Here is a 17421-nt window from a genome sequence, read left to right as displayed (position 1 = left end):
GACCGCCGCGACTGCTCCGGCTGCTCCGGCTGCCGGGACTGTCCGGGCTGCTCCGGCTGCTGTGGCTGTTCGGGCTGTTCGGGCTGTTCACTCACCGGTGCGCCTCCGCACGGCCGTTCCGTACGCCGCCGGGAAGATCGGTGGCGTTCACCGTCCACCAGGGATAGACCCGGTAGGACGGGCGCGTGCTGATCTTCTCCGTGCCCCAGGGCGGCGAGGGGACGGCCGTGGTGGCCGACCTGACCTGGATGCGTACCACCGGCCCGCCCAGATCGTGGTCGGCCAGCCGCAGCATCACGATCCGGCGGATGTAGCTCTCGGAGAGCTGGCCGCGCAGCCCGTTCGGGCGGTTCTGATTGTCATGCGATCCGACGAAGAAGTCCCAGCCCCGGCGCAGCTCGTTCTGGTCGACATGGCTGGGCAGGACGTTCCGGTGGATGGCGGCGCCGTCCTCCGCGGAGAGATCGATCCATTCGCTGGTTCTGCGCGCGGGGCCGTCGGACCCGATTTCGGCGCGCACCTCGACGGCGATGTTCTGCTGGAGGGGGTTGGGCGCGAAGAGCTTCCAGTTCTGTTCGAACTCGGGGTAGACCCAGCCGTCCACGGCCTTGCCGTACTGCTTGGTGAGCGTGTTGGACGGGGCGACGTGGAGGAACACCATCGCGACATGCGCGCAGGCCAGCAGCCCGATGACCGCGAGTGACACCGCGGCCACCACCTGGTAGCGGAAGGAGAGGCCGGATATCCCGGCCCCGGGTGGCGGACCGGCTTTCCCGCCCTGGTCGTCGTACGAATCCATCCCGCCCCGATCCCCGTCGTACTCCGGTCAGTTATCCACAGGGTTGACACCCTACGGGCCGCCGACTCACCATTGAAGTCCATGAACCGAACGATCGGTCGGTAGGGGGTCCGGATGACGGCAGTGACCACGGGGACCGCGGGGACAGCCGAGGAGGCGACGATGGGAAGGACGGCGGAGTCCTTCGAGGCGGCGTTCGACGCGGCCGTGGCCGCCGACGAGCGCATCGAGCCGCGCGACTGGATGCCCGAGGCGTACCGCGCGTCGCTGGTCCGCCAGATGGCCCAGCACGCCCACTCCGAAATCATCGGAATGCAGCCGGAGGCGAACTGGATCACCCGTGCGCCCTCGCTGCGCCGCAAGGCGATCCTGATGGCCAAGGTCCAGGACGAGGCGGGACACGGCCTGTATCTCTACAGCGCGGCCGAGACGCTGGGCACGGGCCGTGACGAGCTGCTCGACAAGCTCCACAGCGGCCGCCAGAAGTACTCGTCGATCTTCAACTACCCCACGCTGACCTGGGCGGACGTCGGCGCGATCGGCTGGCTGGTGGACGGAGCGGCGATCACGAACCAGGTCCCGCTGTGCCGCTGCTCGTACGGCCCGTACGCCCGCGCGATGGTCCGGATCTGCAAGGAGGAGTCCTTCCACCAGCGGCAGGGGTACGAGCTGCTGCTCGCCCTGAGCAACGGGACGGACGCGCAGCACGCCATGGCCCAGGACGCGGTGGACCGCTGGTGGTGGCCGTCGCTGATGATGTTCGGCCCGCCGGACGACGAGTCGGCCCACTCGGCGCGGTCCATGGCCTGGAAGATCAAGCGGCACTCCAACGACGAGCTGCGGCAGCGCTTCGTCGACATCTGCGTCCCGCAGGCCGAGGCCCTCGGCCTGACCCTCCCCGACCCGGACCTCCGGTGGAACGAGGAGCGGGGACGGCACGACTTCGGGGCGATCGACTGGGCGGAGTTCCACGAGGTGCTGAAGGGCAACGGGCCGTGCAACGAGCAGCGGATCACCCAGCGCCGCCGCGCCCACGAAGAGGGCGCGTGGGTACGGGAGGCCGCCGCGGCGTACGCGGCGAAACACCGCCCCGGGGCGGCACGGATGGAGGCGACGGCATGAGCGACACGGCCGACTGGCCCCTGTGGGAGGTCTTCGTGCGCTCCCGCCGCGGGCTCTCGCACACCCACGCGGGCAGCCTGCACGCCCCGGACGCGGAGATGGCCCTGCGCAACGCCCGGGACCTCTACACCCGGCGCGGCGAGGGCGTCTCGATCTGGGTGGTGGAGTCCGCGGCGGTCACGGCCTCCTCGCCGGACGAGAAGGACCCGTTCTTCGCCCCGTCCGCCGACAAGCCCTACCGGCACCCGACCTTCTACGAGATCCCTGAAGGGGTGAAGCACCTGTGACCGGCCTACCGGCGACGACCGGCGCCCCGACGCCCCGACGGGCCCCCGGGGCGGTGAACGCGGCGGCGGCCCTCGCACTCGGCGACGATGCGCTGGTGCTCTCGCACCGGCTGGGGGAGTGGGCGGGCCACGCCCCCGTCCTCGAAGAGGATGTCGCGCTCGCCAACATCGCGCTGGACCTGCTGGGCCAGGCGCGGTTCCTGCTCTCCCTGGTCGGGGACGAGGACGAGCTCGCCTATCTGCGCGAGGAGCGTGCGTTCCGCAATCTGCACCTGGTCGAGCAGCCGAACGGCGACTTCGCGCACACCATCGCCCGCCAGCTCTACTTCTCCACCTACCAGCTCTTCCTGTACCGGCAACTCGCGGCCGGGGACAGCGAGTTCGCCCCGCTCGCTGCCAAGGCGGTCAAGGAGGTCGCCTACCACCAGGACCACGCCGAGCACTGGACCCTGCGGCTCGGGGACGGCACGCCGCAGAGCCACGAGCGGATGGAGCGCGGCTGCCAGGCGCTCTGGCGGTTCACCGGCGAGATGTTCCCGCCCACCAACGGACCCGACGGACTCGACGGATCCGACGGCCTCGCGGGGCTCGACGTCGACTGGCAGGCGCTGGAGGAGAGCTGGCTCGCGTCCGTCACCGATGTGCTGCACCGGGCGACCCTCTCCGTACCGGACGGCCCCCGGTCCGGCGCCTGGACGGCGGGCGCGGGCCGGCAGGGGCTGCACACGGAGCCGTTCGGACGGATGATCGCCGAGATGCAGCACCTCCACCGCAGCCACCCGGGGGCGTCATGGTGACGGAGCGAGGACCGGCGGCACCGGCGGCACCGGCGGGCACGACGGCGCTGGAGGAGGAGCTGCGCGCCCTCGCCGGCGCCGTGCCCGACCCCGAGCTGCCGGTGCTGACCCTGGCCGAGCTGGGCGTACTGCGCGGCCTCCACCTCGCGGGCCCCGGACGGGTCCGCGTGGAGCTGACCCCCACCTACACCGGCTGCCCGGCCATCGGGACGATGTCCTCGGACATCGAGCGCGTCCTGCACGACCACGGGGTGCCGGACGTCTCGGTCGTCACGGTCCTCTCCCCGGCCTGGTCGACGGATGACATCAGCGCCGAGGGCCGCCGCAAACTCGCCGAGTCCGGCATAGCCCCGCCCCGCCCTGGCGGGGCCCCGGGCCGTACCGGCGGTCCGGTGCCTCTGACGCTCGCCCTGCGCTGCCCGCACTGCGGCTCGACCGACACCGAACTGCTCAGCCGGTTCTCCTCCACCGCCTGCAAGGCGCTGCGCCGCTGCACGGCCTGCGGCGAACCGTTCGACCACTTCAAGGAGTTGTAGATGTTCCATCCGCTCCGGGTCAGCGAGGTCGAACCGCTCACGGACGACGCGGTGGCCGTCACCCTCGCCGTCCCTCCCGAGCTCCGCGAGGCGTTCCGGCACACCCCGGGCCAGCACATCGCCCTGCGCCGCCGTACCGAGCGCGGCGAGGAGATCAGACGTACGTACTCGATCTGCGCCCCCGCCGGCCCCGACCCCGACCTGCGGGTGGGCATCCGGCTGGTCGAGGGCGGAGAGTTCTCGACGTACGCCCTCAAGGAGCTGGCCGTGGGCGACACGGTTGACGTCATGGAGCCGACCGGCCGCTTCGTCCTGGAGCCACGTGCCGGGTATTTCGCGGCGATCGTCGGGGGCAGCGGCATCACCCCGGTGCTCTCCATCGCGGCCACCCTGCTGATACGGGAGCCCACGGCCCGGTTCTGTCTGGTGCGCAGCGACCGCACCGTGGCGTCCACGATGTTCCTGGAGGAGGTCGCCGACCTCAAGGACCGCTTTCCCGACCGCTTCCAGCTCGTCACGGTCGTCTCGCGGGAGGAGCGGCAGGCGGGGCTGCCGTCCGGCCGGCTGGACCGCGAGCGGCTGACCGGGCTGCTGCCCGCGCTGCTCCTGGTGGCCGACATCGACGGCTGGTTCCTCTGCGGCCCGCTCGGCCTGGTCTCCAGCGCGGAACGGGCGCTGCGCGGCCTCGGGGTGGAGCGCGGCCGTATCCACCAGGAGATCTTCCACGTCGACGAGGCGCCGTCGGCCGCCGTGGCACCGGCCGCGCGCGGCGCCAGGGCCGCCGCCGACAGCACCCTGACCGTGACCCTGGCCGGCCGTTCGGGCACCTGGCCGGTACGGGAGGGCGAATCCCTGCTGGAGACGGTGCTGCACAGCCGCGCGGACGCGCCCTACGCGTGCAAGGGCGGGGTCTGCGGCACCTGCCGGGCGTTCCTGGTCTCGGGCGAGGTCACCATGGACCGCAACTTCGCGCTCGAACCGGAGGAGACGGACGCGGGGTACGTACTGGCCTGCCAGTCCCACCCGGCGACCGCGGAGGTGGAGCTGGACTTCGACCGCTGAGCCGGGGCCGTCGCGTCGGTCAGAGGACGAACGCCGGGGTGCCGTTGTCGGCGACCATCGGGCGCCCGGCGCCGTCCCAGGCGAGCATGCCGCCGTCCACGTTCACCGCGTCGATCCCCTGCTGCACCAGATACTGGGTGACCTGTGCGGAACGGCCGCCCACCCGGCACATCACATACGCCTTCCGCCCGTCGGCGACCGCCTCCGTGACCTCGCCGAAGCGGGCCACGAAGTCACTCATCGGGACATGCAGCGCGCCCTCGACATGACCGGCCGCCCACTCGTCGGCCTCACGGACGTCCAGCACCAGACCGTCGGCCGGCACCGCCGCGGCGTCGACCGAGGGCAGCGGGGCGAAATTCATGGGGATTGCCTTCTCTCGTACGGAACCGGAGTGAACCGGCACGGGACCGGGCGCCGTGGCCGGCCGTCATAGCCGGACCCGGGCCCGGGAAATCTACTCCACCAGTTTGGCGAGCTCCGCCTCACGCCCCGAGACCTCCGCGAGAAGCTGCTCCGCGATCTCCTCCAGCAGCCGGTCCGGATCGTCGGGCGCCATCCTGAGCATCGCGCCGATCGCGCCCTGCTCCAGCTCATGGGCGACCAGCGTCAGCGCCTCCTTGCGCTGCGCCAGCCACTCCAGCCGGGCGTACAGCTCCTCGCTCTCGCTCAGCTCCACCGGCCGCGGCGCGGGCCCCGCCGCCCACTCGGCGGCCAGCTCCAGCAGCAGCGCCTCGTCCCCGCGCCCGTAGGCGGAGTTGACCCGCGTGAGGAATTCCTCACGGCGCGCGCGCTCCTCGTCGTCCTGCGCCAGGTCCGGGTGTGACTTGCGCACCAGATCGCGGTAGAGCTTGCGCGCCTCGTCGCTCGGCCGGACCCGCTTGGGCGGCCGTACGGGCCGATCGGTCAGCATCGCCGACGCCTCCGGCGACAGACCGTCGGAATCGAGCCAATCGTGGAACAGCTCCTCCACGCCCGGCATCGGCTGCACCATCGCCCGGGCCTCCCGCGCCTTGCGCAGATCGTCCGGATCACCCGTGCGGGCGGCGCGGGCCTCCGCGATCAGCGCGTCCAGCTCGTCGAGCCGGGCGTACATCGGGCCGAGCCGCTGATGGTGCAGGCGGGAGAAGTTGTCGACCTCGATCCGGAACGTCTCCAGGGCGATCTCGAACTCGATCAGCGCCTGCTCGGCGGCGCGCACGGCCCGCTCCAGGCGCGCCTCGGGCCGCGTGTCGGACGCTTCGGTGGCGTCGGGCACGCCTCGTACGTCCTGCTCGTCGTCGTTACGGATCGTCGGCTCCCCAGGGGCGTCGTGCATCACTCGTCCAGCCTACGGGCGGATCGAGCGGGCCCCGCCCCTTCCGGGCCCCGGGGAGCCCGTACCGGCCGCTCAGACCCCCAGTTCGGCGGAGATCCGCCCGCCGCGCACCGCCGCGACCAGCTCCGAGTGGTCCGCCTCCGTACGGTCCGCGTACACCACCGCGAACTCCGCCACGGCCTCGTCCAGCTCCTCGTTCTTACCGCAGTACCCGGCGATCAGACGCGGGTCCACGCTGTGCGCGTGGGCCCTGGCGAGCAGCGCTCCGGTCATCCGCGCGTAGTCGTCGACCTGGTCGGCGGGGAGCGCCGCCGGGTCCACGCTGCCCTTGCGGTTCCTGAACTGTCGCACCTGGTAGGGCCTGCCCAGGACCGTCGTCCAGCCCAGCAGGTTGTCGCTCACCACCTGCATCCGCTTCTGGCCGAGCACCACGCGCCGCCCCTCGTGCGCCACCTCGGGCCGCTCGAAGCCGACGGCCGGCAGATGCGGCAGCAGGGCGGAGGGCCGCGCCTCCTTCACCTGGAGTATGAGCGGCTCGCCCCGGTGGTCCAGGAGGAGCACCACGTACGACCGAGTCCCGACACTGCCGGTGCCGACGACCCGGAACGCCACGTCGTGGATCGCGTACCGCGCGAGCAGGGGCAGCCGGTCCGCCGAGAGGGTGGTCAGATACTCCTCCAGCGAGGAGGCCACGGCCGCGGCCTCCTCGTCGGGCACGCGGCGCAGCACGGGCGGCGCGTCCACGAAGCGCCGCCCGGCGGCCCCCTGCCCGCTCTCGCCGCCCTCGCCGTCCACCGCCTCGGTCGACCGGGCCGCGAACCGCGCGCTCGTGTTGTTGCGCGCCTTCTCCGACACGCGCTCCAGCGTGCCGGCGAGGTCGCGGGCGTCCGTGTGGGAGACCAGTTCCTCGTCGGCGATCGCGTTCCACGCGTCGAGCACCGGCAGCTTCGCCAGCAGCCGCATGGTGCGCCGGTAGGCCCCCACCGCGTCGTACGCCCCGCTGCGGCAGATGTCCTCGTCCGCGCCGGCCTCCCGCCCGGCCAGCACCAGCGAGGCGGCGAGCCGCTTGAGGTCCCACTCCCAGGGGCCGACCACGGTCTCGTCGAAGTCGTTGAGATCGATGACGAGCCGGCCGCGCGCGTCCCCGTACAGGCCGAAGTTGGCCGCGTGCGCGTCGCCGCAGATCTGCGCGCCGACGCCGGTGACCGGCGTGCCCGTCAGGTCATGGGCCATCAGTCCGGCGGAGCCGCGCAGAAAGGCGAAGGGGGTCGCGGCCATCCGCCCCACCCGTATCGGAGTCAGCCGCGCCACCCGGCCGCGGCTGGACTCCTCCACGGCCCGCACCGCGTCCGGCCGCCCCTCCACGGGGGCCGACGCGGCGTGCGAGGACCGCGGCACCCGCTCCCGCAGCGCGCGCCCCCGCTCCTTCGGCGTCCGCGCGCCGTCCGCCCCTCCCGAGGCCGCGCGTGGCGCGAACCCCGGCACCGGCGGAATGCGTACCACCCCGACTGCCGTCCCCGACCCGACATCGCCCATGGCGCGCCGCCTCCCCCGTACTCGTCGTGATTCATGACTCGTCGTGCGACTCGTCGTGCGAGATCAACCGCTCACGACCGTACCGCCGGATCCGAACAGGCGCCCGCCCCTGTGGAAAACTCTGGATCACCCCCGGAGCAACCCCCGGTGCACCCTCGCAGCACCCCCGGACCGGCCGCCGGCACGGCCTCCGGCCGTAACCTGCGTCACATCGACCGAGTGATCCGAAGCCCCCCGAACCCCGAAGGCTCCTGTCCGGTACTTGCACATACCTGCGCATACCTGCACCGGACACACATCGGGCATACAGAAGAACCCCCGCTCCGGAAGATCTCCGGAGCGGGGGTTCGACCAATCCGCTGTGGGTAGTCACTGACCACCCGCTGTGCGCGAGGGGGGAGTTGAACCCCCACGCCCTTTCGGGCACTGGAACCTGAATCCAGCGCGTCTGCCTATTCCGCCACCCGCGCATTGGGTGTGCCGTCCGGTGCCTCACCTGCTGTGTTCCGCTGGCGTGCGCTCCTGGCGACATCGAGAAGATTAGCACGCCGCAGGGGGTGGAATCACATCCGTTTGTTTCGACGATCCGACCCCGGAACAGGGAACGGACGACGGTCGCCACCCACTCCTCCTGAGTGCACCCGGGGTGCGGGACACTGGGCCCAGCCCGCCTCTACGATCCGTGTGAGAGGTGACACTCATCGACGGGGCAGACAAGGGGAACCAGCCGATTTCCCGACGCGTGGATACGATCAGTAAGCAGTACCAGGACGGCAACGACGGAGGAGGTGCCCCATGGGAGTCATGAAGCGTTTCGAACAGCGTCTCGAAGGTTTGGTCAATGGCACCTTCGCGAAGGTGTTCAAGTCCGAGGTCCAACCGGTCGAGATCGCGGGTGCCCTCCAGCGCGAGTGCGACAACAACGCGACGATCTGGAACCGCGAGCGGACCGTCGTCCCCAACGACTTCATCGTGGAGCTGAGCACGCCGGACTACGAGCGGCTCAGCCCGTACTCCGGCCAGCTCGGCGACGAACTGTCCGGGCTGGTGCGCGACTACGCGAAGCAGCAGCGGTACACGTTCATGGGGCCGATCAAGGTCCACCTGGAGAAGGCCGAGGACCTCGACACCGGTCTGTACCGGGTGCGCAGCCGGACCCTGGCGTCGAGTACGTCACAGGACGGCCCCGACCGCGGCCCGGCGGGCCCCGCCGGCCACCCCGGTCCCGCGGCCCCCTCCTCGCCTCCTCGGGGCGCCCCCGGCGGTTACGGCTACCCGCCCTCCGCCGTGCCCCCGATGCCCGCCTCCTCGCCGCCCGGAAGCCCCGGCGGCCACGGTGGCAGGCCCGCGGGCCCCGGCCCCGGAGCGCTGCCGCAGGGCCAGACGCGCCGCTGGATCGAGATCAACGGCACTCGCCACCAGATCTCCCGCAGCACCCTCGTCATGGGCCGCAGCACCGACGCCGACGTACGGATCGACGACCCGGGAGTCTCGCGCAGACACTGCGAGATCCGGGCCGGAACGCCCTCCACGATCCAGGACCTCGGGTCGACCAACGGCATCGTGGTGGACGGACAGCACACCACCCGCGCTACGCTCCGCGACGGCTCGCGGATCGTCGTGGGCAATACCACCATCGTTTTCAGGCAAGCCGAAGGGTGAAGCGGGGGCAATGTCAGAGCTGACCCTGACGGTCATGCGGCTAGGTTTTCTGGCCGTTCTGTGGCTGTTCGTGATCGTGGCCGTACAGGTCATCCGCAGCGACCTGTTCGGAACACGCGTCACGCAGCGCGGCTCACGCCGCAACGCAGACGCCCGTCCGCAGCAGGCCCGCCAGTCCGCGGCGCCGCCCCAGCAGCGCCAGCAGCAACAGCAGGGAGGCAGGCAGCGCAGGGGAGCCCCCACCAAGCTGGTCGTTTCCGAGGGCAGTCTCACCGGCACCACGGTGGCCCTCCAGGGACAGACGATCACGCTGGGCCGCGCCCACGACTCGACCATCGTGCTGGACGACGACTACGCGTCCAGCAGGCATGCCAGGATCTACCCGGACCGTGACGGTCAATGGATCGTCGAGGACCTCGGGTCCACCAACGGCACGTATCTCGACCGGACCCGGCTCACGACCCCGCAGCCGATCGCACTGGGCGCTCCGATCCGCATCGGAAAGACCGTCATCGAGCTGCGGAAGTAGTACGACAATGAGCGAGCGGAGCGAGCGAGCCACGACGGTCCCCACAGCGGACCGCAGCAGGCTCCCGACCGGAGGGTGGGCAGTGTGGCTCGAGACCGGCTGGCGCGACAGTCGACCGGCGAGCCGACGGGCGAGGTGCGCATGAGTCTGTCTCTGCGTTTCGCCGCCGGGTCGCACAAAGGAATGATCCGGGAGGGGAACGAGGACTCCGGTTATGCCGGTCCCCGGTTGCTGGCCATCGCCGACGGCATGGGCGGCCAGGCGGCCGGCGAGGTCGCCTCGTCCGAGGTGATCTCCACGCTCGTGCAGCTCGACGACGACGTCCCGGGCTCCGACCTCCTGACCTCGCTCGGTACGGCGGTGCAGCGCGCCAACGACCAGCTCCGCGTCATGGTCGAGGAGGACCCGCAGCTGGAGGGCATGGGCACCACGCTCACCGCCCTCCTGTGGACCGGCCAGCGGCTCGGCCTCGTACACGTCGGCGACTCGCGCGCCTACCTCCTGCGCGACGGCGTACTGACCCAGATCACCCAGGACCACACCTGGGTGCAGCGGCTGGTCGACGAGGGCCGGATCACCGAGGAAGAGGCCACCACCCATCCGCAGCGCTCCCTGCTGATGCGCGCGCTGGGCAGCGGCGACCATGTCGAGCCCGATCTCTCCATCCGGGAAGTCCGCGCCGGCGACCGCTACTTGATCTGCTCGGACGGCCTCTCCGGCGTTGTCTCGCACCAGACGATGGAAGAGACCCTCGCCAGCTACCAGGGCCCTCAGGAGACCATCCAGGCCCTGATCCAGCTCGCCCTGCGCGGCGGCGGACCCGACAACATCACCTGCATCGTCGCCGACGTCCTGGACGTCGAGTCCACCGACACCATGGCGAACCAGCTCAGCGACACCCCGGTCGTCGTCGGCGCCGTCGCCGAGAACCAGCTCCCGCTGAGCTCCGCCGAGAACGCCGCGGCGATGCAGACCCCGGCCGGCCGCGCCGCCGGCCTCGGCCGCTCCGTACCCCCGCAGGGCGCGGGCGGCTTCGGCCCGCCCGGCAGCGGCGACGACACCGACTACGGGTACGGCGCGGTGCCGCCCGGCAACGGCTCCGACGGCTTCGGCGCCTACGACGACGGTGCGGACGGCTACACCAAGGAGCGCCCGCGCCGCCGGTGGATCAAGAGATCGCTCTACTCCGTGCTCGCGCTGGCCGTCGTCGGCGGCGGTCTGTACGGCGGCTACCGCTGGACCCAGACCCAGTACTACGTCGGCGCCAGCGAGCAGCACGTCGCCCTCTACCGGGGCATCAGCCAGGACCTCGCCTGGCTCTCGCTCTCGAAGGTCGAGAAGGACCACCCCGAGATCGAACTCAAGTACCTCCCTCCGTACCAGCGCAAGCAGGTGGAGGACACCATCGCCGAAGGCAGCCTCGCCAACGGCAAGAAGAAGATCAGCGAACTCGCCACCCAGGCCTCGGCGTGCAAGAAGGAAGAGCAGCGCCGTACGGCCGACAAAGAGGCCAATGTGGCCACGGGTGAGGGGCAGGCCGGCGGTACGACCGGTACGTCCGTCGCCTTGTCCACCACCGTCCACCCGAAAGCCGCGACTCCCACTCCAGGCCCCAGCCTCTCGGAAGAGGAGCAGAAAGTGGCCTCGAACTGCGGAAAGCAGCAGTAGCCGGCCGTAGGGGGCCCTTCACCACCATGAGCGTTGTCACCAACACGACCACCATCGGCGCGATCGAAGCACCGAGCCGCCGCAACACCGAGCTCGCCCTGCTCGCCTTCGCCGTCGCCATCCCCGTGTTCGCGTATCTGAACGTGGGGCTGGCCATGGACGGCAAGATTCCCGCGGGGATGCTCGGATACGGGGCCGGACTCAGCCTGCTCGCGGGCGTCGCGCACCTCGTGGTGCGCAAGTTCGCGCCGTACGCCGATCCGCTGTTCCTGCCGCTGGCGACGCTGCTCAACGGCCTCGGACTGGTGCTGATCTGGCGCCTGGACCAGTCGCCCCGGCTGATCCGACGCGCCGAGACTCTCTACGGCGCCTACAGTCCCGACGCCCCCGGTCAGCTCCTCAACTCCGCGATCGGCGTCGCGCTCTTCGTCGGCGTGCTGGTCCTGCTCAAGGACCACCGAGTCCTGCAGCGCTACACCTACATCTCGATGGCTCTCGCGCTCTTCCTGCTGGTCCTGCCGATGTTCTTCCCCGCCATCAACGGCGCCAAGATCTGGATCACCCTCCCCGGCCTCGGCAGCATCCAGCCCGGCGAGTTCGCGAAGATCATCATCGCGGTCTTCTTCTCCGGCTACCTGATGGTCAAAAGAGACGCCCTGGCCCTCGCCAGCCGCCGTTTCATGGGCCTCTACCTGCCCCGGGGCCGCGACCTCGGGCCGATCCTCGGCATCTGGGCCATCTCGATCCTCATCCTGGTCTTCGAGACCGACCTCGGTACCTCCCTGCTCTTCTTCGGCCTCTTCGTGGTGATGCTGTACGTCGCCACCGAGCGGACGAGCTGGATCGTCTTCGGGCTGCTGATGTCGGTCGGCGGGGCCGTCGGCGTCGCCACCTTCGAGTCGCACGTCCAGTCCCGCGTCGAAGCCTGGCTCGACCCCTTCGCCTGCTACGAGACCAGTGGCGCCTGCGAGCAGATCGGGCAGGCCCTGCTCTCCTTCGGCTCCGGGGGCACCCTCGGCACCGGACTCGGCCAGGGCAACTCCGACCTCATCGGCTTCGCCGCCAACGCCGACTTCATCCTCACCACCATCGGCGAGGAACTGGGCCTGGCCGGCACCATGGCCGTCCTGATGATCTACGCGCTGATCGTGGAGCGCGGCGTACGCACCGCCCTCGCCGCCCGCGACCCCTTCGGCAAGCTCCTCGCCATCGGGCTCTCCAGCGCCTTCGCCATCCAGGTCTTCGTCGTCGCCGGCGGTGTCATGGGGCTCATCCCGCTGACCGGTATGACCATGCCGTTCGTCGCTTACGGCGGCTCCTCCGTCCTCGCCAACTGGGCCCTGGTCGGCATCCTCATCCGCATCAGCGACACCGCGCGCCGCCCCGCACCGGCCCCCGCCCCGTCCCCCGACGCCGAGATGACCCAGGTGGTCCGACCGTGAACAAGCCCCTGCGCCGTATCGCCATCTTCTGCGGGCTCCTCATGCTCGCCCTGCTGATCCGGGAGAACTGGCTCGGCTTCGTACGCTCGAACGAACTCAGCTCCCACGATTACAACCGGCGGGTGCAGATCGAGCGGTACAGCAACGAGCGGGGCAACATCATCGTCGACGGCAAGCCCATAACCGGCTCAGCCAAGACCGACGACACCGATTTCACGTACAAGCGCACCTACACCGACGGCCCCATGTGGGCGCCCGTCACCGGCTACGCCTCGCAGGCCTTCGGCGCCACCCAGATCGAGTCCATCGAGGACGGCGTCCTCACCGGCAACGACGACCGGCTCTTCTTCGACCGCACGATGTCCATGTTCACCGGCGACGAGAAGAAGGGCGGCAACGTCGTCACGACGCTCAACGGCGCCGCCCAGAAGGCCGCCTACGACGGCCTCGGCAAGAAGAAGGGCGCCGTCGCCGCGATCGACCCGGCGACCGGCAAGATCCTCGCGCTGGCCTCCACCCCCAGCTACGACCCGGCCACCTTCGCCGGCAACTCGGAGAAGGACTCCAAGGCCTGGGTCGGCTTCGACAAGAAGAAGAACCCCGACGACCCGATGCTCAACCGGGCGCTGCGCGAGACCTACCCGCCCGGCTCCACCTTCAAGGTGCTGACCGCCGCCGCCGCCCTGGAGCACGGCAAGGTCAGCGATGTCGACGCCCCCACCGAGACGCCGCTCCCCTGGATCATGCCCGGGACCACCACCCCGCTTCCGAACGAGGGCAACATTCCCTGCAAGGACGCCACCCTGCGGGTCGCGCTGCGCTACTCCTGCAACACCGTCTTCGGCAAGCTGGGCTCGGACCTCACCAAAGAGAAAATGCTGGAGACCGCGAAGAAGTTCGGCTTCAACGATGAGCAGTTCATCCCGGTCCGCGCGGCGGCCTCGCAGTTCCCCGAGGAGATGAACAGCTCGCAGACGGCGCTCTCCTCCATCGGCCAGTTCGACACCCGCGCCACCCCCCTCCAGATGGCCATGATCGCCGCCGCGGTCGCCAACGACGGCAAGCTGATGAAGCCGTACATGGTCGACCGCCTGGAGTCCCCCAGCGTCGACGTGCTGGAGAAGACCGAGCCCGAGGAGCTGAGCCGGCCCCTCTCGCAGGAGAACGCCCAGAAGCTCCAGAGCATCATGGAGACCGTCGTCGACGAGGGCACGGGAACCAATGCCAAGATCCCGAACGTCACAGTGGGCGGGAAGACCGGCACCGCGCAGCACGGCGAGAACAACAGCAAGAACCCGTACGCGTGGTTCATCTCGTACGCCAAGTCGGGTGACGGCTCCCCGGTGGCCGTCGCGGTCGTCGTCGCCGACAGCGACGCCAGCCGTGACGACATCTCCGGTGGTGGCCTCGCGGCCCCCATCGCCAAGGACGTGATGAAGGCGGTCATCGACAGCAAGAAGTGACGCCCGTCACGACGCACGTCCATACCCGCACAATGCGATACCGGTCGTATATCAGCTCACCGTTACGGGCCAACCTCATACGGCGTGCCCGGTAGCGTAGGCGCGAACAGCACACCGCCGGACCACTCGCCGGTGCGGTCGGGACTGACGGAGAGGGCTGGAACGTTATGGAAGAGGCGCGTCGCCTCGGCGGCCGGTACGAACTGGGCTCGGTGCTCGGTCGTGGTGGCATGGCAGAGGTCTACCTCGCCCATGACACCCGGCTCGGCCGTTCCGTAGCCGTCAAGACCCTGCGGGCCGACCTGGCCCGCGACCCGTCCTTCCAGGCCAGGTTCCGCAGAGAGGCCCAGTCCGCGGCCTCGCTGAACCACCCGGCGATCGTCGCGGTCTACGACACCGGCGAGGACTACGTCGACGGCGTCTCCCTCCCGTACATCGTGATGGAGCACGTCGACGGCTCCACCCTCCGCGAGCTGCTGCACTCCGGGCGCAGGCTGCTGCCCGAGCGCACGCTGGAGATGACCGTCGGGATCCTCCAGGCGCTGGAGTACTCGCACCGCAACGGGATCGTCCACCGCGACATCAAACCGGCCAACGTCATGCTGACGCGCACCGGCCAGGTCAAGGTCATGGACTTCGGCATCGCCCGCGCCATGGGCGACTCCGGCATGACGATGACCCAGACCTCCGCCGTCATCGGCACCGCCCAGTACCTCTCCCCCGAGCAGGCCAAGGGCGAACAGGTCGACGCACGCTCCGACCTCTACTCCACCGGCTGCCTGCTCTACGAGCTCCTCACCGTCCGGCCGCCGTTCATCGGCGACTCCCCGGTCGCGGTCGCCTACCAGCACGTACGGGAAGAACCGCAGACGCCCAGCGTCTTCGACCCCGAGATCACGCCCGAGATGGACGCGATCGTGCTCAAGGCCCTCGTCAAGGACCCGGACTACCGCTACCAGTCCGCCGACGAGATGCGCGCCGACATCGAGGCCTGCCTCGACGGCCAGCCCGTCGCCGCCACGGCCGCCATGGGCGCGGTCGGCTACGGCGGCGGTTACGGCGCCGACCAGCCGACCACGGCGATGCGCGCCGGCGACCCGGCCGGCCAGACCTCGATGCTCCCGCCGGTCAACCCGGACGACGGCGGCTTCGGCGGATACGACGACCGTCCCGCGCGCCGCCGCCAGCAGCCGAAGAAGTCGAACACGTCGACCATCCTGCTCGCCGTCGCGGGCGTCCTGGTCCTGGTCGGCGCGATCCTCATCGGCAAGTACATTTTCGACGGCAGCGGCGGCGAGTCGAAGGGCCAGGTTTCGGCCCCGCAACTCGTCGGCAAGCCCCTCGCCGAGGCGGAGAAACTCGCGGAGAACACCTCCGTGAAGGTCGCCCAGTCGGGCGCGGAGCGCTGCGAGTACCCCAAGGGCTCCATCTGCAGTCAGACGCCCGCGAGCGGGCAGCAGATGGACAAGGGCGAGACGATCCAGGTCGTCGTCTCCGAGGGCGCGCCGCAGATCGAGGTCCCGGACGTCACCGACAAGCAGAAGGACAAGGCGACCGTCCAACTGGAGAACAAGGGCTTCAAGGTCGACTACAAGGAGGAGGAGTCCGACCGGGACTCCGGCACCGTGCTCTCCCAGGATCCCGCGGGCAACTCCCAGGCCGAGAAGAACTCCACGGTCACCCTGACGATCGCGACGAACACCCTGATCCCCGTCCCCGACGTGACCACCCAATCCGTGGACACGGCGGAGGCGCAGCTCAAGACGCTCGAATTCGTGGTCGTACGGAACCCGGTCGACTCCGACCAGCCGGCGGGCACCGTCGTCAAGCAGAACCCGGCGGGCGAGACCAAGGCCGCCCAGGGCGCCACCGTCACCCTGGACGTCTCCAAGGGACCGCAGCAGCAGCAGCAGGAGAAGGTGACCATCCCCGCGGACATCCTCACCGGCAAGCGGCTCGGCGAGGTCAGGGGCACCCTCCAGGGCCAGGGCCTGAACGTCGCGCTCGCCAACGGCTCGTCCGGGGACGACAACGCCATCGTCATCAGCAGCGACCCGCGCCCCGGCCAGGAAGTGAACAAGGGCGACACGGTCACCCTGACCACCTTCGGCGGCCAGAACAACGGCAATGGCAACGGGAACGGCAACGGCAACAACGGCGACAACAACGACGGCGGGGACGGCGGAGGGTTCTTCGGCTTCGGCAGCCCGTCCAACGTCCCCTTCCGGCCCGAGAACCCGTAACCCCTGAACCCCCAGCCCCCGAGCCCCGGCCCGCACCGGCCGGACTCGGATCAGCTCGGCTCGGCTCGGATCAGCTCAACGGAATGCCCCGGCACCCAAGCAGTGGGTACCGGGGCATTCCCGTGACCTGGCGGCAGCCCTCCGAGGCTCCGGCCGTCAGCGCAGCTCCGGCGGGGGCGTGCGCTCCTTGTCGACCTTTTCCGTACGCTCCAGCTCGGCCCAGACGATGTAGCGGTAGTCCGACGTGTAGACGGGCGTGCAGGTCGTCAGCGTCAGGTAGCGGCCCGGCTTGATCTTCCCCGACTCCTTCGGTACCGGCATCAGCACCTCCACGTTGTACTTCGAGGTCTTCGGAAGCTCCTTGTAGACCTTATAGACGTACCAGGTGTCCCGCGTCTCGAAGACGACCGCGTCACCCGTCCTGACCTTGTGGATGTTGTGGAACCGCGCCCCGTGCCCGTCCCGGTGCGCCGCCAGCGTGAAGTTCCCCTGCTCGTCCCAGGGCAGCGCCGACTCGACCGGGTCCGTGTAGTACCCCGCGACGCCGTCGTTCAGCAGGGACGTGTTCGTCCCCTTCTTCACCAGCACCTCGCCGCTGTCCATCGCCGGGACATGCAGGAAGCCGATGCCGTCCGCCGGGTCGAAGCTCTTGGGGCCGCCGCCACCGGTCGCCTCGCGCGCCCAGTTGTGCCGTACGTCGTCGCTCTGCTTTCCCGCCGCACGGTCGGCCAGCACATTCGTCCACCACAGCGAGTAGACGACGAAGAGGCCCAGCACCACCCCTGCCGTGATGAGCAGTTCGCCGAAGACGCTGACGGCGGCGGCGATACGGCCCCGGGGCGCTCGCCCCGGGGCGGGTGCCTGGCCCGGGTCCGGGGACGACGGTGCGCCGGCCTGTTCTTCGTGCCCGGTACTCGCTGCCACGGCGCCCGTCCCCGTCCCTGTCGTGATTCCGGC

General features: G+C 70.2%; 16 protein-coding genes and 1 tRNA gene. 11 read left to right on the top strand and 6 right to left on the bottom strand.

The genetic code is table 11. From position 1 onward, the window contains the following. Positions 1–91 precede the first annotated feature (91 nt). Complete coding sequence (locus ACIBJC_RS25945; RefSeq protein WP_399296352.1) at positions 92–799, bottom strand: DUF5819 family protein; 708 nt, start codon at positions 797–799, stop codon at positions 92–94. 114 nt (positions 800–913) lie between these two features. Here ACIBJC_RS25945 and paaA point away from each other — a divergent pair, with 114 nt between their 5' ends. Genes paaA through ACIBJC_RS25920 form a run of 5 tightly spaced genes read left to right on the top strand, consistent with a single transcriptional unit; the run spans position 914 to position 4603 of the window. After that, entirely contained in the window at positions 914–1921 is a 1008-nt protein-coding gene (gene paaA, locus ACIBJC_RS25940; protein WP_399296350.1) for a 1,2-phenylacetyl-CoA epoxidase subunit PaaA, read from the top strand. Continuing rightward, the gene (gene paaB / locus ACIBJC_RS25935) at positions 1918–2208 is read left to right on the top strand and encodes a 1,2-phenylacetyl-CoA epoxidase subunit PaaB (protein WP_399296348.1); all 291 of its coding nucleotides are present in this window, start codon (positions 1918–1920) and stop codon (positions 2206–2208) included. The genes paaA and paaB overlap by 4 nt, the downstream gene beginning before the upstream one ends. Further along, positions 2205–3005: a 1,2-phenylacetyl-CoA epoxidase subunit PaaC gene (gene paaC, locus ACIBJC_RS25930; protein WP_399296346.1), complete on the top strand. Its 801-nt coding sequence runs from the start codon at positions 2205–2207 to the stop codon at positions 3003–3005. Before paaB ends, paaC begins: the two co-directional genes overlap by 4 nt. Beyond that, positions 2999–3541 carry a 1,2-phenylacetyl-CoA epoxidase subunit PaaD gene (gene paaD / locus ACIBJC_RS25925; RefSeq protein ID WP_399296344.1) on the top strand — a complete coding sequence of 181 codons (543 nt, stop codon included), beginning with the start codon at positions 2999–3001 and terminating at the stop codon, positions 3539–3541. Before paaC ends, paaD begins: the two co-directional genes overlap by 7 nt. Next, positions 3542–4603, top strand: a complete 1062-nt coding sequence (locus tag ACIBJC_RS25920) for a 2Fe-2S iron-sulfur cluster-binding protein (protein ID WP_399296342.1) — start codon at positions 3542–3544, stop codon at positions 4601–4603. It begins immediately after the preceding gene. A 19-nt stretch (positions 4604–4622) separates the two neighbouring features. Here the strand turns inward: ACIBJC_RS25920 and ACIBJC_RS25915 are convergent, their stop codons facing one another. The 4 genes from ACIBJC_RS25915 to ACIBJC_RS25900 all read right to left on the bottom strand — a co-directional run bounded on the left by ACIBJC_RS25915 (position 4623) and on the right by ACIBJC_RS25900 (position 7927). Continuing rightward, positions 4623–4967 carry a rhodanese-like domain-containing protein gene (locus tag ACIBJC_RS25915; protein ID WP_399296340.1) on the bottom strand — a complete coding sequence of 115 codons (345 nt, stop codon included), beginning with the start codon at positions 4965–4967 and terminating at the stop codon, positions 4623–4625. A 93-nt stretch (positions 4968–5060) separates the two neighbouring features. Beyond that, positions 5061–5924 (bottom strand): J domain-containing protein, encoded by an 864-nt coding sequence (locus ACIBJC_RS25910; RefSeq protein ID WP_399296338.1) that lies wholly within the window; start codon positions 5922–5924, stop codon positions 5061–5063. 69 nt (positions 5925–5993) lie between these two features. Beyond that, on the bottom strand, positions 5994–7457 hold the full coding sequence (locus ACIBJC_RS25905; RefSeq protein WP_399296336.1) for a DUF2252 domain-containing protein: 1464 nt from the start codon (positions 7455–7457) through the stop codon (positions 5994–5996). Positions 7458–7843: 386 nt separating this feature from the next. Next, positions 7844–7927: transfer RNA gene (locus ACIBJC_RS25900), tRNA-Leu, on the bottom strand. 325 nt (positions 7928–8252) lie between these two features. Between ACIBJC_RS25900 and ACIBJC_RS25895 the strand changes: the two genes are divergently transcribed. The 6 genes from ACIBJC_RS25895 (at position 8253) to pknB (ending at position 16464) form a co-directional block, all read left to right on the top strand. After that, positions 8253–9119 (top strand): FhaA domain-containing protein, encoded by an 867-nt coding sequence (locus ACIBJC_RS25895; RefSeq protein ID WP_399296334.1) that lies wholly within the window; start codon positions 8253–8255, stop codon positions 9117–9119. A 10-nt stretch (positions 9120–9129) separates the two neighbouring features. Beyond that, positions 9130–9648 (top strand): FHA domain-containing protein, encoded by a 519-nt coding sequence (locus ACIBJC_RS25890; RefSeq protein WP_329828253.1) that lies wholly within the window; start codon positions 9130–9132, stop codon positions 9646–9648. A gap of 141 nt (positions 9649–9789) precedes the next feature. Continuing rightward, positions 9790–11316 (top strand): PP2C family protein-serine/threonine phosphatase, encoded by a 1527-nt coding sequence (locus ACIBJC_RS25885; RefSeq protein ID WP_399296332.1) that lies wholly within the window; start codon positions 9790–9792, stop codon positions 11314–11316. 26 nt (positions 11317–11342) lie between these two features. Further along, positions 11343–12758, top strand: coding sequence for an FtsW/RodA/SpoVE family cell cycle protein (locus ACIBJC_RS25880; RefSeq protein ID WP_329828250.1), 1416 nt, complete (start codon positions 11343–11345; stop codon positions 12756–12758). Beyond that, complete coding sequence (locus ACIBJC_RS25875) at positions 12755–14221, top strand: peptidoglycan D,D-transpeptidase FtsI family protein (protein WP_399296329.1); 1467 nt, start codon at positions 12755–12757, stop codon at positions 14219–14221. The genes ACIBJC_RS25880 and ACIBJC_RS25875 overlap by 4 nt, the downstream gene beginning before the upstream one ends. Before the next feature lie 167 nt (positions 14222–14388). Next, complete coding sequence (gene pknB / locus ACIBJC_RS25870) at positions 14389–16464, top strand: Stk1 family PASTA domain-containing Ser/Thr kinase (RefSeq protein ID WP_399296327.1); 2076 nt, start codon at positions 14389–14391, stop codon at positions 16462–16464. Between the two features lie 156 nt (positions 16465–16620). On the opposite strand, the gene ACIBJC_RS25865 is transcribed toward pknB, so the two are convergent. Then, positions 16621–17388 (bottom strand): class E sortase, encoded by a 768-nt coding sequence (locus tag ACIBJC_RS25865; RefSeq protein ID WP_399296326.1) that lies wholly within the window; start codon positions 17386–17388, stop codon positions 16621–16623. Between the last annotated feature and the right edge of the window lie 33 nt (positions 17389–17421).

The sequence above is a fragment of the Streptomyces sp. NPDC050509 genome (genome assembly GCF_044457965.1).
In the GTDB taxonomy this organism is placed as follows: Bacteria; Actinomycetota; Actinomycetes; order Streptomycetales; family Streptomycetaceae; genus Streptomyces.
The sequence above is the reverse complement of the archived record's forward strand: the minus strand, read 5'-3'. Positions and strand labels throughout refer to the sequence as shown.